The sequence below is a fragment of the Corynebacterium afermentans subsp. lipophilum genome, from assembly GCF_030408375.1.
Classification (GTDB): Bacteria; Actinomycetota; Actinomycetes; order Mycobacteriales; family Mycobacteriaceae; genus Corynebacterium; species Corynebacterium lipophilum.
This window is the reverse complement of the sequence record NZ_CP046530.1, coordinates 1,932,541-1,944,838: the sequence shown is the minus strand read 5'-3', so window position 1 is coordinate 1,944,838 and position 12,298 is coordinate 1,932,541. Positions and strand designations below refer to the sequence as shown.

15 protein-coding genes are annotated in these 12,298 nt (G+C 64.3%); 9 read left to right on the top strand and 6 right to left on the bottom strand.

Annotated features, from left to right (window positions below):
• Positions 1 to 22: 22 nt before the first annotated feature.
• Complete coding sequence (locus tag CAFEL_RS09360) at positions 23 to 553, bottom strand: hypothetical protein (RefSeq protein WP_035000073.1); 531 nt, start codon at positions 551 to 553, stop codon at positions 23 to 25.
• 181 nt (positions 554 to 734) lie between these two features.
• On the opposite strand from CAFEL_RS09360, the gene CAFEL_RS09355 reads away from it, so the two are divergent.
• The 9 genes from CAFEL_RS09355 (at position 735) to rlmB (ending at position 8,824) form a co-directional block, all read left to right on the top strand.
• Entirely contained in the window at positions 735 to 1,325 is a 591-nt protein-coding gene (locus tag CAFEL_RS09355; protein ID WP_194560702.1) for a CarD family transcriptional regulator, read from the top strand.
• Position 1,326: 1 nt separating this feature from the next.
• Positions 1,327 to 2,004, top strand: a complete 678-nt coding sequence (gene ispD, locus CAFEL_RS09350) for a 2-C-methyl-D-erythritol 4-phosphate cytidylyltransferase (RefSeq protein ID WP_228496448.1) — start codon at positions 1,327 to 1,329, stop codon at positions 2,002 to 2,004.
• A gap of 154 nt (positions 2,005 to 2,158) precedes the next feature.
• Complete coding sequence (locus CAFEL_RS09345) at positions 2,159 to 3,625, top strand: HNH endonuclease signature motif containing protein (protein ID WP_194560704.1); 1,467 nt, start codon at positions 2,159 to 2,161, stop codon at positions 3,623 to 3,625.
• Positions 3,622 to 4,107, top strand: a complete 486-nt coding sequence (gene ispF, locus CAFEL_RS09340; protein WP_194560705.1) for a 2-C-methyl-D-erythritol 2,4-cyclodiphosphate synthase — start codon at positions 3,622 to 3,624, stop codon at positions 4,105 to 4,107. Before CAFEL_RS09345 ends, ispF begins: the two co-directional genes overlap by 4 nt.
• Before the next feature lie 62 nt (positions 4,108 to 4,169).
• A complete protein-coding gene (locus tag CAFEL_RS09335; RefSeq protein WP_194560706.1) occupies positions 4,170 to 5,423 on the top strand; it encodes a hypothetical protein in 1,254 nt (417 codons plus the stop codon).
• 9 nt (positions 5,424 to 5,432) lie between these two features.
• Positions 5,433 to 5,993, top strand: a complete 561-nt coding sequence (locus CAFEL_RS09330) for a hypothetical protein (protein WP_194560707.1) — start codon at positions 5,433 to 5,435, stop codon at positions 5,991 to 5,993.
• Entirely contained in the window at positions 5,994 to 6,551 is a 558-nt protein-coding gene (locus CAFEL_RS09325; RefSeq protein WP_194560708.1) for a hypothetical protein, read from the top strand.
• An 11-nt stretch (positions 6,552 to 6,562) separates the two neighbouring features.
• On the top strand, positions 6,563 to 7,888 hold the full coding sequence (gene cysS, locus CAFEL_RS09320; protein WP_194560709.1) for a cysteine--tRNA ligase: 1,326 nt from the start codon (positions 6,563 to 6,565) through the stop codon (positions 7,886 to 7,888).
• 3 nt (positions 7,889 to 7,891) lie between these two features.
• On the top strand, positions 7,892 to 8,824 hold the full coding sequence (rlmB, locus tag CAFEL_RS09315) for a 23S rRNA (guanosine(2251)-2'-O)-methyltransferase RlmB (RefSeq protein WP_194560710.1): 933 nt from the start codon (positions 7,892 to 7,894) through the stop codon (positions 8,822 to 8,824).
• Here the strand turns inward: rlmB and CAFEL_RS09310 are convergent.
• The 5 genes from CAFEL_RS09310 to CAFEL_RS09290 are packed head-to-tail and all read right to left on the bottom strand — an operon-like array spanning position 8,799 to position 12,263.
• The gene (locus tag CAFEL_RS09310; protein WP_194560711.1) at positions 8,799 to 9,569 is read right to left on the bottom strand and encodes a CE1 family esterase; all 771 of its coding nucleotides are present in this window, start codon (positions 9,567 to 9,569) and stop codon (positions 8,799 to 8,801) included. The two genes, rlmB and CAFEL_RS09310, sit on opposite strands and share 26 nt — an antisense overlap.
• Positions 9,551 to 10,246, bottom strand: coding sequence for a trehalose-phosphatase (locus tag CAFEL_RS09305; RefSeq protein ID WP_194560712.1), 696 nt, complete (start codon positions 10,244 to 10,246; stop codon positions 9,551 to 9,553). The genes CAFEL_RS09310 and CAFEL_RS09305 overlap by 19 nt, the downstream gene beginning before the upstream one ends.
• Entirely contained in the window at positions 10,243 to 10,626 is a 384-nt protein-coding gene (locus CAFEL_RS09300) for an META domain-containing protein (RefSeq protein ID WP_194560713.1), read from the bottom strand. The genes CAFEL_RS09305 and CAFEL_RS09300 overlap by 4 nt, the downstream gene beginning before the upstream one ends.
• Entirely contained in the window at positions 10,623 to 11,900 is a 1,278-nt protein-coding gene (locus CAFEL_RS09295) for an alpha,alpha-trehalose-phosphate synthase (UDP-forming) (RefSeq protein WP_194560714.1), read from the bottom strand. Before CAFEL_RS09295 ends, CAFEL_RS09300 begins: the two co-directional genes overlap by 4 nt.
• A complete protein-coding gene (locus tag CAFEL_RS09290; RefSeq protein WP_194560715.1) occupies positions 11,901 to 12,263 on the bottom strand; it encodes a hypothetical protein in 363 nt (120 codons plus the stop codon).
• Positions 12,264 to 12,298 lie beyond the last annotated feature (35 nt).

Here is a 12,298-nt window from a genome sequence, read left to right as displayed (position 1 = left end):
AGCGGTTTCGGAAGAAGGAAGATTAGACCTCGCGGTCGACCTGGCCGGAAGCCAGGGTCGGAGCCGACACAGTGGCTACGACATCCAGGGAGCCGGTGTCGAAGTTGAAGGTCACCGGCACGTTGCCGCCGTAGGCGAAGTCGTCGTTCGCCAGCGTGGTCGCGGTGTACTCGATGCAGTTGTCGTTCTTGTCCTGCGGCATGCGCTCCAGGCCATCCTTGGAATCCGCAACCAGCGCGCAGTTGTAGGCGATGGAGGAGTTGCCGGAGATGGTCACGTTCTGGCCGTCCACGTCGACGGACTTCAGGGTGTGGTCCTTCATCGCGGTGTCCTGGTTGGTGGCGGTGAACTTCAGGGCGGCCTGGCCGTCCTCAGCGAGCACCACGGTCACGTCCTGCACGGCGACGGAACCGTCCTCGGTGGAGGCGCTAGCACCGTCAACGGCCGCAACCTGGTTCGAGGTCTGGGTGATCTGGCCGGCGGAGCAGCCAACGAGGGCCAGGGTGGCGCAGCCAGCGACGGCGGCGGCAGCGACGCGCTTCAGGGACTTCACGGGGTGTCCTCCATCATCAAACTCATTCGAGGGTTTCCTCCGCAATACTCTAGCGTCTGCACAGCAAGTTTTCCCACTTGCTCCCCCTATTGGGCGAGACGACCTTTGGTCGTCGATAAGCGAAATGCTCGGTGGTAGGGTGTTGGGGTCTGAACTTCGCCTAACGACGCAAGGAGCCGCAATGGAATTCAAGGTCGGAGAAGTGGTTGTGTACCCGCACCACGGAGCGGCCCGCATCGCCGATATCGAGCAGCGCGAGATGCGCGGAGAGACCCTCGATTACCTGGTGCTGCAGATTCTCCACTCGGACCTTGAAGTGCGCGTTCCGGTGAAGAACTCCGAGCTCGTCGGTGTGCGCGATGTGGTCAACGAGGAAGGCCTGCAGAAGGTGTTCTCCGTGCTGCGCGAGACCGACGTGGAGGAGGCGGGCAACTGGTCCCGCCGCTACAAGGCCAACCAGGAGCGTCTCGCGTCCGGCGACATCAACAAGGTTGCGGAGGTTGTCCGCGACCTCTGGCGCCGCGACCAGGGCAAGGGCCTTTCCGCAGGTGAGAAGCGCATGCTGGGGAAGGCGCGCCAGATTCTCGTCGGCGAGCTCGCGTTGGCGGAGCCGGTGGACGAGAAGAAGGTCGAGGAGATGGACAAGCAGATCCAGGCCATCATCGACGAGCAGGTCAAGGCCGGTATTTCCGTGGACCCGGGCCAGGTCGACGACGATGACGAGGTGGATCTGGACGACCTCTCCTTCGACGACGAGGACGACGACAAGTAAATTGCGCCGCGAAACCGTGGCGGTCGTCGCCGCCGCCGGGCAGGGAACCCGACTGGGTGCCGAAGTGCCCAAGGCATATGTGGAACTTGGTGGCCGGACGCTGCTGGAGCGCTCCGTGGCGGCGATGTCCGAGGTCGTCGACCACGTTGTCGTAGTGGTCAGCTCGTCGATGGAAACGCGCGCCCGCGAGCTTCTGGCCGGCTATGGGGTCCAGTTCGTGCATGGGGGTGCGGAGCGCGCGGACTCCATCTTCGCGGCGCTCAAAGCAATTTCGCTTGACGACGCCTGCGTGGTCGTCCACGACGCCGCCCGCGCGTTAACCCCCGCGGCGATGGTTTCGCGCGTAGTTGACGCGGTGCTTCGCGGCGCCCCTGCCGTGGTGCCCGTGGTGCCGGTGGCGGACACTGTGAAGCGGGTTTCGGGGGAGATTGTCGAAGAGACCCTGGACCGTTCTGCGCTTCGCGCTGCCCAGACGCCGCAAGGGTTTGACCTGCGGATGCTGCGCGAGGCGAACGAAAAGTACCTCGCCGAGAAGCCAACGTTCGTCGCCACCGACGACGCCTCCCTTATGGAGTGGTTCGGTGTTCCGGTCGTGTCCGTGGAGGGGGATCCCATGGCGTTCAAAATCACCACCCCGCTGGATTTGCGGTTGGCGGAAAGCGTGGTTGGCGCGCTCTAAGGCCCGGGTCGGGGTCGTTTGCTATAGGTATGCGTGGGGGATTCTCGCCCAACCGGGGGATCGAAAACGTATCCGAAAAAACTTTTGGAAAACCCTTGACATGGAATATGTGTCGGCATTATGTTCGACATTAGTTTCGAGAGGAGGGTGAGACGTGAACGGAACATTTGCAACGGAGCGGGAAGGCTGTCCGATCGCCGCTGCAGGCCAGGCGATGCGGGAGGCGGAGTTTCAGATCTTCCACCGCTACGCTAAGCCGTTGGTAGAAGTGGAGGACTTCGAACTAGAGGCCTATTCGATTGCGATGGCCGTAGGGGAGAGCCAGAGTTGGGCTGAAAGTGGGATTCTTGGGTATTCGGTGCTCGCTGATCTGCCCAAGCTACGGGCGCTGCAGGAAGAGACCCGCCGGTTGGACGTGAGACGCCTGTCGGCCATCGAGTCCACCTTGAACCGGCTCAACCACCTGGCCACGCCAGACATTCTCGCCGACATGGACGAGTACCTAGTCAAGGTTTTCACGCCGCGACGGGTGGGGGCGGAGTTGCCGTCGCCAAGCTCGCTGCGTCGCCGCCTGCGCGAGAGGATCCAGCGCATCGATTCGGACCTGGCGCCGAACCAGAAGAAGATCAAGGACAGGAAGAAGGAGAAGGATCTGCCGTTCGGCACCTGCCGTAGCCACTTCTACGGCCAAGACGACGGCGATGCGGGGCTGAATGTGGAGGGCGACCCCGTCACGGTCGGCCTAATGGAGCGTTTCACCGAACAGGTGGCGCGCGAGCACAAGCTCTCGAGGGATGACGCAATCAAGGCCATCCTCACCGGCGAGATTCGTGCGACGCCGAAGGTCGTGCTCTACATGTTCACGTCGAAGACACCGGGCAGCTCGTACTACATCCCGAATTTCGGATGGACCGACGCGGACGGTACCGCCGCAGTGGAACAGATGCTGGAGGACAACCCGCCCCACGTCGTGGACCTGGATGAAGCAGAAGACGCCGAAACTGAGGCGTATGTGCCCACCGCCGCCATCCGTGCGCTGGTGCAGGCCCGAGACGGGGTGTGCCTCTGGCCCGGCTGCAGCGTGAAGGCCGAAAACTGCCAGCTGGACCACCGCATTCCCTTCGGCGAAGGCGGCAAGACCACCGCCTCAAACCTGTTCAGCCTCTGTGCGCACCACCACAACCTAAAGACCGATCGCCGCGTCTACTACGTGCCCGATCCGGTTACCGGCGAAATAGTGTGGCTGCACTCGGACGGCACCTTCCAAGTCTCGGCTCCGGAAGGGTTCATCACCGACTATCTGCAGCCGACGAACCCGAGGTGGAAGACAACGCTGGCGAAACGGCGGCAGAAACGCAAAGACCGTGCCGAGTTTTACAACCGCTGCCACTCCGCGGTGGAGAAGTACGAAAACGACCTCGATTACGACGCATGCATGGCCACGATCCGCGCGATGGAGGACAGGTTCGGCATGACATTCGAGTACCCGCCCATAAAACAGCCGGAGGACACCCTGGATATCCTCGCCACACTGGAAAAGCAATGGAAGGAGACGGAATACGAGGAGCTCCAGGAGCACTACTCCGATTTCGGCGACCCTGAAGTAGCGTCGTACGTATGACAAATCTTCGAGTAGGTACGGCGTTCGACGCCCACCAGATCCAACCGGGGAAAGAATGCTGGATCGCCGGCATCCTCCACGAAGGCCAGGACGGCTGCGAGGGGCATTCGGACGGCGACGTGGTCAGCCACGTCATCGTCGACGCCGTATTGTCCGCCTCCGGCCTCGGCGACCTCGGCTCCTTCGTCGGCGTCGGCCGCCCGGAATACGACGGGGTACGCGGCGTCCAGCTATTGCAGGAGCTGAAAGAGCTTCTCGACGCCCACGGTCACACCGTCGTCAATGTCTCCGCCCAACTGATCGGCCAAACCCCGAAGATGTCGCCGGTGCGCGAGGAAGCGGAGCGGGTCCTCTCGGAGGCGCTCGGTGCCCCTGTGTCCGTGTCGGCGACGACCACGGACCACATGGGATTCACCGGAAGTGGCGAGGGCCGCGCGGCTATAGCGACGGCGTTGGTGGAACGAAAGTTCCCTATTCCGTAACTAAAGTTCCCTACCTGCGGTTTTAGCTTTCTTCCAGGGAGCTGCTGGGTTATGTTGACCGTATGCGAAAATTACGTACAGCGCTTGCTGCGGTGCTTGGGGCCGTCGCGGTGGCCCACGCCCCCATCGCGGCGGCGGTCCCGGCGATGCCGCAGGGGTACCCCATCGAAAACCTGGACACGGAGTGCAGCGCCGGCGTCACGCCGGAGTGGCGCTACGGCGAGACCGCCCGCCGCTACCTGGGAGATGGCACCCTCCAGTTCACCAACCGCACCGATCAGACCGTGCCCTACACGGCCACGGTGGAAACGGGCACGAACCGCAAGATCGAGGCCAATTCGAAGGCGGCCCTGCCCAGCGGTTGGGATACCACCGCGAAGGCCGACATCGGCCTGAAAGAGTCCAACGGCTGGATCGAGGGCGAGACGTTCGGTCCGATCGAGCTCGGCCCGGGCGAGTCGTTCCGCGTGGATTACGGCGTGCTGGAGAAGGACTTCATCTCCATGTTTGTCACCTGCGACAACGGTGTGCTGCGCAACGCTCCTGGCGCGAACGTCATCCGCGGCACTGGCCCGGCGGAACGCTACGCGTTCGCGTACATCATCAAGGCGGACGGCTCCGTGTCCAACCTGGCCATGGAGATCCCCGCCCGTGCTGAGGGCGCGAATTCGAAGCCTGCCGGCGACACATACACCGCCACCTCTGGGCCGAGCTTGGAAAAGGTGGCGGGGGAACGGGACGCCGTCGTCAAGCCTGATGCGAGCTTCCGCCGCGACGAAGAATGGCCGCAGCTGAATGAGCCCGCACGAGAGGGCGACAAATCCTGGTACCCGCACGACATCGAGGCGGTCGCGCCGACCTTCCGGAAGCCGGGATACTCGCAGGACTTCCTCAACTGGTCCAAGGGCGATTACACCTTCCGTCCAGTGACCGATTACGTCGTCGGCGCGGAGAACGACCAATACGTCAACTGGATGGGCGAAGGCGGCAGGCTGCCGGAAGGCTGGCTCACCTCCGTCGGTGCGGTCAAGCGCGCCTACATGCCGGTGAACACCCCGCTCAAGCCCATCGATCTGAAGCCGGGCGACCGCGTCCGCGTCGAGTACGGCACCACGATGACGCGCATAAACTACAGCGAAATCTCTGCCGGCCGCGACGGAAAGTACTCCCGTGTGGTTACCCACCCGCAGTCGGCGGCGCCGTCCGGATTCTGGGCTGAGGCAACCGTGACCAGCAAGGACGGAACCGAGCAGGTCATCGACGTCACCCCAGACGAGTACCGCAACCTCCCTGTACCCACCCAAACCTACCTCTAAGGAACAACCATGAAACGCACCATCGCAATGCTCACCACCGCTGCCGTCGTCGCTCTCGCCCCGGCCGCCAACGCCCTGCCGCAGCGCACCTATGACGAGACGAACCCGACCACCATCGGAGATTCCTGCGCGGTCCCGGGCGACCGCGGCCAGACGGTGGAGATCGTCCGCAGCTACTTCGACGGCTCCGCAGGCACCTGGACCGTGGCCAACTACAACGATGAGCCGCTGCCGGTGACCCGCTCCATCACTGAGACCAAGACCAAGACTTGGAACGTCAGCGCGGGCGTGAGCTTCGACGTGGCCAAGCTGATCCAGTTCACCTTCTCCACCAGCTACACGGACGAGCAGTCCTACGAGGTCGGCGAGAAGGTCGGCCCGTACGACATTGCGCCGGGGAAGACCGCCGTGCTGCAGGCCGGCTGGATCGTCTCCGACTTCAAGGGCCAAGAGACCGTCTGCGGCGCAAACGGCACCTGGGAAGCAGCCGGCAACACCTTCACCGCGACGATGCCGAAGGAACGCCACGTCCGCGTGAGCACCCGCGATAACATCGACTGGGGTGCGTAAATGAAAAAGGCGATCCTCGCAGTGGCGGCGGCGCTCGCTCTGGCGCCTGCTGCCAATGCGGCACCCTACGACTTCGAGCTCCCGCAGCGCTGGAACGAGGATCTCGCCCCAGGCAGCCACTGCGCCACGCCGGGCATGACAGATACGTACGTCGATGCGACCCGCCGCTGGTTCAAGCAGACCGACGCCGCGAGCGTGGGCAACGACACCGAAGGCCCGGTTCCGGTGGAGCAGACCGTGAAGGAAAAGCGGGTTGAGACCCTCGAGGTTTCCGGTACCTTCACCCCGAAGGGCGACCTGGTGAAAAACCTGTCCCGCTCGTACGGCTGGAACTACGTGCACCAGGTCAGCTGGTCGCTGAACCAGGTGGTCGGCCCGTACACCCTCGATGCGGGGAAGCAGGGCAGGCTCGTGTGGGGCTTCACCATGCTCGACGGCGACGCACAGGACGTGAAGTGCAGCGAGGACCAGGTTTGGGAGCCGATCGGCGAGCGGTACGAGTTCAGCGTTCCTGAGGCTCGCTACTCGGAGCTCAAGGTGGACGAGTCGTCGCTGTAGACTGCGGTGTTGTGAAGCAACGCATTTTCGACACCAAAACCCGCACGCTGCGCGACTTCGAGCCGATCCGGCCCGGGCATGTCTCGATTTACCTGTGCGGTGCCACCCCGCAGGCCAAACCCCACATCGGGCACCTGCGCTCGGGTGTCGCGTTCGACATCGTCCGGCGCTGGTTCCTGGCCAACGACTACGATGTCGCGTTCGCGCGCAACGTCACCGACATCGACGACAAGATCCTCACCAAGGCGCGCGAGCACAATCGCCCCTGGTGGGAGTGGGTCTCCACGTACGAGCGTGAGTTCACCCGCGCGTACGACACCCTCGGCGTGCTGCCGCCTTCCGTGGAGCCGCACGCGACCGGGCATGTGACCCAGATGGTCGACTACATGCAGCGGCTTATCGACGCAGGCTTCGCCTACACCCGCGATGGCTCCGTCTACTTCGACGTCAACGCCTGGGTGAAGGCCGGCGGGGACTACGGCTCGATCTCCGGCAACAAGCTGGAGGATATGACAGGCGACGACCCGGACTTCGCGCTGTGGAAGGCCGCCAAGCCCGGAGAGCCGAGCTGGCCCACCCCGTGGGGGCCAGGCCGCCCCGGCTGGCACCTCGAGTGCTCGGCAATGTCCACCTGGTACCTCGGCTCCGAGTTCGACATCCACGGTGGCGGGCTGGACCTGCAGTTCCCGCACCACGAGAACGAACAGGCCCAGTCGCACGCCGCCGGCGATGGATTTGCCCACTTCTGGATGCACAACCACTGGGTGACCATGGCGGGCGAGAAGATGTCGAAGTCACTCGGCAACGTGCTGTCCATCGACGCGATGCTCGAGCAGGTTCGCCCCGTGGAGCTGCGCTACTACCTCGGCTCCGCGCACTACCGCAGCGTCCTGGAGTACTCGCCCGAGGCCCTGCAGGAGGCGGCGGCCGGCTACCGGCGCATCGAAGAATTTGTGAAGCGCGCCGGCATGCCCGAGCCCACCACCTGGACCGACGGATTCGCCGAAGCGCTCAACGACGACTTCTCCGTGCCCAAGGCGCTCGCCGAGATCCACAACCTGGTGCGCGAGGGCAACAAGGCGAAGGACCCCGCTCCTATCGCTGCGCAGGTTCGTGCGATGGCGGCCGTGTTGGGTGTGGACCCGGGGGCGTGGCCGTCGTCGACAAGCAATAGCAACGCGCTGGATGTGCTGGTGCGCGCGGAGCTGGAGCGCAGGGCGACCGCCCGCGCGGAGAAGGACTGGGCGACCGCCGACGAGGTGCGCGACAGGCTGGCCGCGGCCGGCATCGAGGTGACCGACACGGCCGACGGGCCACAGTGGCAGGTGAAGGAGTAGATCATGGCGAAACCGTACGAGCGGCCCGACAAGCAAAAGAAGAACAAGAAGGGCCCCACGAAGGGCTCCGGCGGGCAGCGCCGCCGCGGCCTGCGCGGCAAGGGCGCGACCCCGAAGGCGGAAGACCGTGTCTACCACGCCGCCCACAAGCGCAAGCTGGACCGGCAGCGCCGCGCGCAGGGGCGCCACAACCGTGAGGTCGCCGACATGGTGGTCGGCCGCAACCCGGTAGTGGAATGTCTCAAGGCGAAGGTGCCGGCCGAAGCGCTGTACGTGGTCGCTGGTACCGGCCACGACGAGCGGCTCAGCGAGGCGGTCGGCATGGCCAACTCCAAGGGCATCCCGGTGCACGAGGTGCCGCGCCAGCAGCTCGACGCGATGACCGGCAACGGCATGCACCAGGGGCTCGGGTTGAAGATCCAGCCGTACAAGTACGCGGACTTTGACGATTTGCTCGAGTCCGTGGACGGGCCCGGCATGTTCGTGGTGCTGGACAACATCACGGATCCGCGCAATTTGGGCGCGGTGATCCGGTCGACCGCGGCGTTCGGCGGCAACGGCGTGATCATCCCGGAGCGCCGCTCGGCGCAGGTCACCGGCGTGGCCTGGAGGACATCCGCCGGCACCGCGGCGCGGCTGCCCGTGGCGCGCGTGACCAACGTGACCCGTACCGTCAAGCAGTTCAAGGACAACGGCTACACCGTGGTCGGCCTCGATGCGGGCGGCGAGCACACCCTGGACACCTTCGACCAGGCCACCGACAACGTGGTCATCGTCGTCGGCTCCGAAGGCAAGGGCATCTCGCGCCTGGTGCGCGAAAACTGCGACGTCATCATGTCCGTGCCCATGGCGGACTGGGTGGAATCCCTCAACGCCTCCGTCGCGGCGGGCGTGGTGCTAAGCGAGTTTGCTAGGCAAAGAAGAACTCGCGGATAAGCTCCCCGCCGGTAGGGGACTTCGGGTTGTGGCCCAGCCGCGGGTCGAGGTCCTTGTCCACCGGCACCATGTGCCCGGCACCCTCGAGGGAGACGAGGCGGACCGGGTGCTCGCCGGTCCAATCGTCGACGCGGAGCTTCTCGCTTGTCGACGTTACGTGGCCGGTGCAGCCGTTTAACTCCGCAAAGAACTCGGCGGAGTTGAGGGCAGACCGGGTTTCTCCCCGGTTGTTGCCGCCGATGCCGGCCACGCCGCCTTCGTAAGGCACGAGCTTGTCTTTTGTGCCCTGGACAGCCAGAAGCTTCGTCGGTTGGTAGTTGTCGGCGGTGGTCAGCGTGTTGTCGGCAGTTGGCATCGACGCGCCGAAGGTGGCGGCGCCGGCGAGCAGCCCTGGGGCGTCGAAAAGCAGGCGCAAGATCATTTGCCCGCCGTTGGAAAAACCGCAGCCGATCACCGTGTCGGCGCTGTAGCGCTCGACGAGTTTCGTGAGGAAGCCGACGTCGTCGATGCGCATGCGGCGCGCATCCTCGTTGAAGCCCGAGCGCAGGTCGTTGAAATGGTGCTTGATGCCGTCCGGGTAGACCACAGTGGGGCCGAGGCCCTCGAAGGTGCGGTCGGTGAAATTGCGCAGCACGTTGCCGGACTGCAGCGAGCCGTGCAGGACCAGCAGGAGGGCGTTGGTCGTGCCTTCGATCTCGATCCAGCGACGCTCGTGGCCCTGGTGGACTAGCGCGTGGCGCTCCATGCTTCCCTTTCGTCGGCGAGTTGGGTGAGCAATTGTGCCATGGCATCGACGTTGGGCACCCGGCGGGTGGCCCGCGACGGTTTTGTGCCGACTTTGATGCCGAGGTCGGTGTCATCGAGGACCGCCATGGCGTGCTCGTCCGTGTCGTCGTCGCCGGCGAAAATAGTTTGGTCGAAGGCCTGCTTGTAGGCGTTGAGCCAGGTGCCCTTGGTGATCTCCACCGCGGAAAACTCCACCACGTTGTGGCCCTGAGTCTTCGGGCGGCCGTGGGTGTCGATGGCGTTCGCGGCGGCGAGGATGGTTGCCGCGATGTCGCGGTCGTGGACTTGTGCCACGTGGAGGACGCGCTGGTACGGCTTGACCTCAACGTAGGCGCCGTCGGTGGCGAGGGCGTTGAGCTGGTTTTCGATGTCGTCGAGGTAGGCGCGGTCTTCCTCTGCAAGTTTTGGCCCCGGCTCCGCGCCGTGCGAGCCGACCAGGGTGACGGGTAGGTTTTGCGGGAGGACCTGTTTAATGCCCTCGACGTGGCGGCCGGTGAGGATGGCCACCTCGGTGTCGGGGATGGCGGCGAGGCGGCGGATCGCGGCTTCTGATTGTGGGTGGATGCGGACCGCGTACGGGTCCGGGTTCAGCTCCGCGAGCGTGCCGTCGAAATCCAGGCAAACGAGAAGCCTCATCGCATCAGTCTCAAGGTTTCGCCGCTGTCGGCCACGAGAATCATCTCAAAATCGGCGGGGTGGGACACCTGGAAGGTTTTGTCCTCGGCGAGGAGATGTTCCAGTTGATCGTGGGTGTGGCGGGCCCAGCCGGAGCAATCGCCCGGGGTACCGAGTTCGATGTTTTCCAGCGTGATGGTGTCTTCGCCCTCGAACGAGCCGGATACGTCGGCGCAGCCGGTGGTGCCCGAAAACCTTTGGTCGTCGATACGCACGCGCGCGATCGACGCCTCAGTGGCGGGCTGGTCCTCGCTGGTGCGCAGCGAGACAACCTGCCACGTGGGAGCGGGCGCGCAGGCGGCCAGGGCAAAAAGTGTTATGAATGCGAGGGCGCGTTTCACAGCTCCTCCAAGAAAGATTTCGCCCACGCGGCCACATCGTGCTCCATCACCCAATCATGCATGTGGCGCATTCGCGCAGGGTCCGGGTGAGTCGCCTCGAGGATCGCCTCCTTGACGGACTCCAGGTCGAACGGGTTGCACAGGTACGCCTGGTTGAGCTCCACGGCGGCACCCGCGAACTCGGAGAGCACCAGCGCGCCGTCCGCGTCCGGGTGGGCCGCCACATACTCCTTGGCCACCAGGTTCATGCCGTCCTTGAACGGGGTGACCAGCATGATGTCTGCGGCGGCATAAAAGGTGCCCAGTTGCTCCTTCGGCACACTGCGGTGAACGTAGTGCACGATAGGCCGGCCCACCTCGCCGAAGCGGCCGTTGATGCGGCCGATGGCCTCCTCGACCTGCTTGCGGGTAGTGCGGTAATGCTCGATGCGCTCGCGCGACGGGGTGGCGATCTGGACAAAAGCAATGTCGGAGAGCTTGCCCTCCTCCAGCAGCGACTCGATGGCCAACAGGCGCTGCAGGATGCCCTTCGTGTAATCCAGGCGGTCCACGCCGAGAAGGAGGTGCTTCGGGCTGCCGACGGCGCTTCGCAGCGCCTCGACCTGCTCGTTGGTGGCGGCAGCGATCTCCCCCGAATCGATGGAAATGGGGAAAGTGCCGGTGCGGATCTCATCCGTGAGCAGGCGGAAGTTGTCCTCGTCCGTGTGGCGCTGAAAGCCGATCAGATCGCAGCCCTTCAGCCCCTCAAGAATCTCGTCGCGCCACGGCAACTGCTGGAACAACGCCGGGGCAGGGAAGGGGATGTGCAGGAAAAAGCCGATGGTCACGTCGGGGCGGAGTGCTTTGAGCATCCCCGGGACGAGCTGCAGCTGGTAGTCCTGCACCCACACGGTGGCGTCTTTCGCCGCGGCTTTCGCGGTCGCCTCCGCGAACTTGCGGTTGACTGCGACGTAGCGTTCCCACCAAGCCTGGTTGTACTCCGGCTGGACAATCAGATCGTGGTAGAGCGGCCACAACGCGGAGTTAGAAAAGCCCTCGTAGAAGCCTTCAAAATCATCCTGGTCGAGCGCGACCGGCAACAGCGAAATGCCGCCGAACTCGAACGGCTCAAGCGTTTCCCCGATGGTGCCGGGCCAACCCACCCAGCAGCCCTCCCGGGCGCGCAAAACCGGGGCAAGGGCGGCGACGAGGCCGCCCGGGGAGACCTCGTAGTGGTCTCCCACCTTGTCCACCGGCAGGCGGTTCGCCACAACGACGAACTCGTTGTCCCCCATTTAGGCCTTCTTGGCAGTCTTCTTCGTCGACTTTTTGGTGGCCTTCTTGCTTGCCTTCTTCGTGGTCTTCTTCTTGGTGGCCTTCTTTTTCGAAGCCTTTTTCTTCGAGGCTTTCTTCTTCGTCGCCTTCTTCTTGGTGGCCTTCTTCGGAGCTTCCTCCTCGGCCTCCTGCTCCAGATCCTCCACGTAGCGCTTGTACACGAAGCCCTTCGGGGCAACCCCCAACATGGACATCAGGGTCACGCCGTCCAAGAAATCCTCGGCGTACGTTGCCACGATCCGACGGGCACCCGAAGCCGTCTGCTCCTCAACAGCGTGCATCGCCTCGGCGGTAGGGCGCGAATCGGTGATCTTAGGTGGCACTACGTTCTCCTTCTTCCATCAGGCGTCAAGGGCTT

Coding starts and splice junctions, on each gene's coding strand:
- CAFEL_RS09310 (WP_194560711.1), bottom strand. CDS start 9,569: ATGGAGCGCCACGCGCTAGTCCACCAGGGCCACGAGCGTCGCTGGATC.
- CAFEL_RS09305 (WP_194560712.1), bottom strand. CDS start 10,246: ATGAGGCTTCTCGTTTGCCTGGATTTCGACGGCACGCTCGCGGAGCTG.
- rlmB (WP_194560710.1), top strand. CDS start 7,892: ATGGCGAAACCGTACGAGCGGCCCGACAAGCAAAAGAAGAACAAGAAG.
- CAFEL_RS09330 (WP_194560707.1), top strand. CDS start 5,433: ATGAAACGCACCATCGCAATGCTCACCACCGCTGCCGTCGTCGCTCTC.
- CAFEL_RS09295 (WP_194560714.1), bottom strand. CDS start 11,900: ATGGGGGACAACGAGTTCGTCGTTGTGGCGAACCGCCTGCCGGTGGAC.
- ispF (WP_194560705.1), top strand. CDS start 3,622: ATGACAAATCTTCGAGTAGGTACGGCGTTCGACGCCCACCAGATCCAA.
- CAFEL_RS09335 (WP_194560706.1), top strand. CDS start 4,170: ATGCGAAAATTACGTACAGCGCTTGCTGCGGTGCTTGGGGCCGTCGCG.
- CAFEL_RS09355 (WP_194560702.1), top strand. CDS start 735: ATGGAATTCAAGGTCGGAGAAGTGGTTGTGTACCCGCACCACGGAGCG.
- CAFEL_RS09325 (WP_194560708.1), top strand. CDS start 5,994: ATGAAAAAGGCGATCCTCGCAGTGGCGGCGGCGCTCGCTCTGGCGCCT.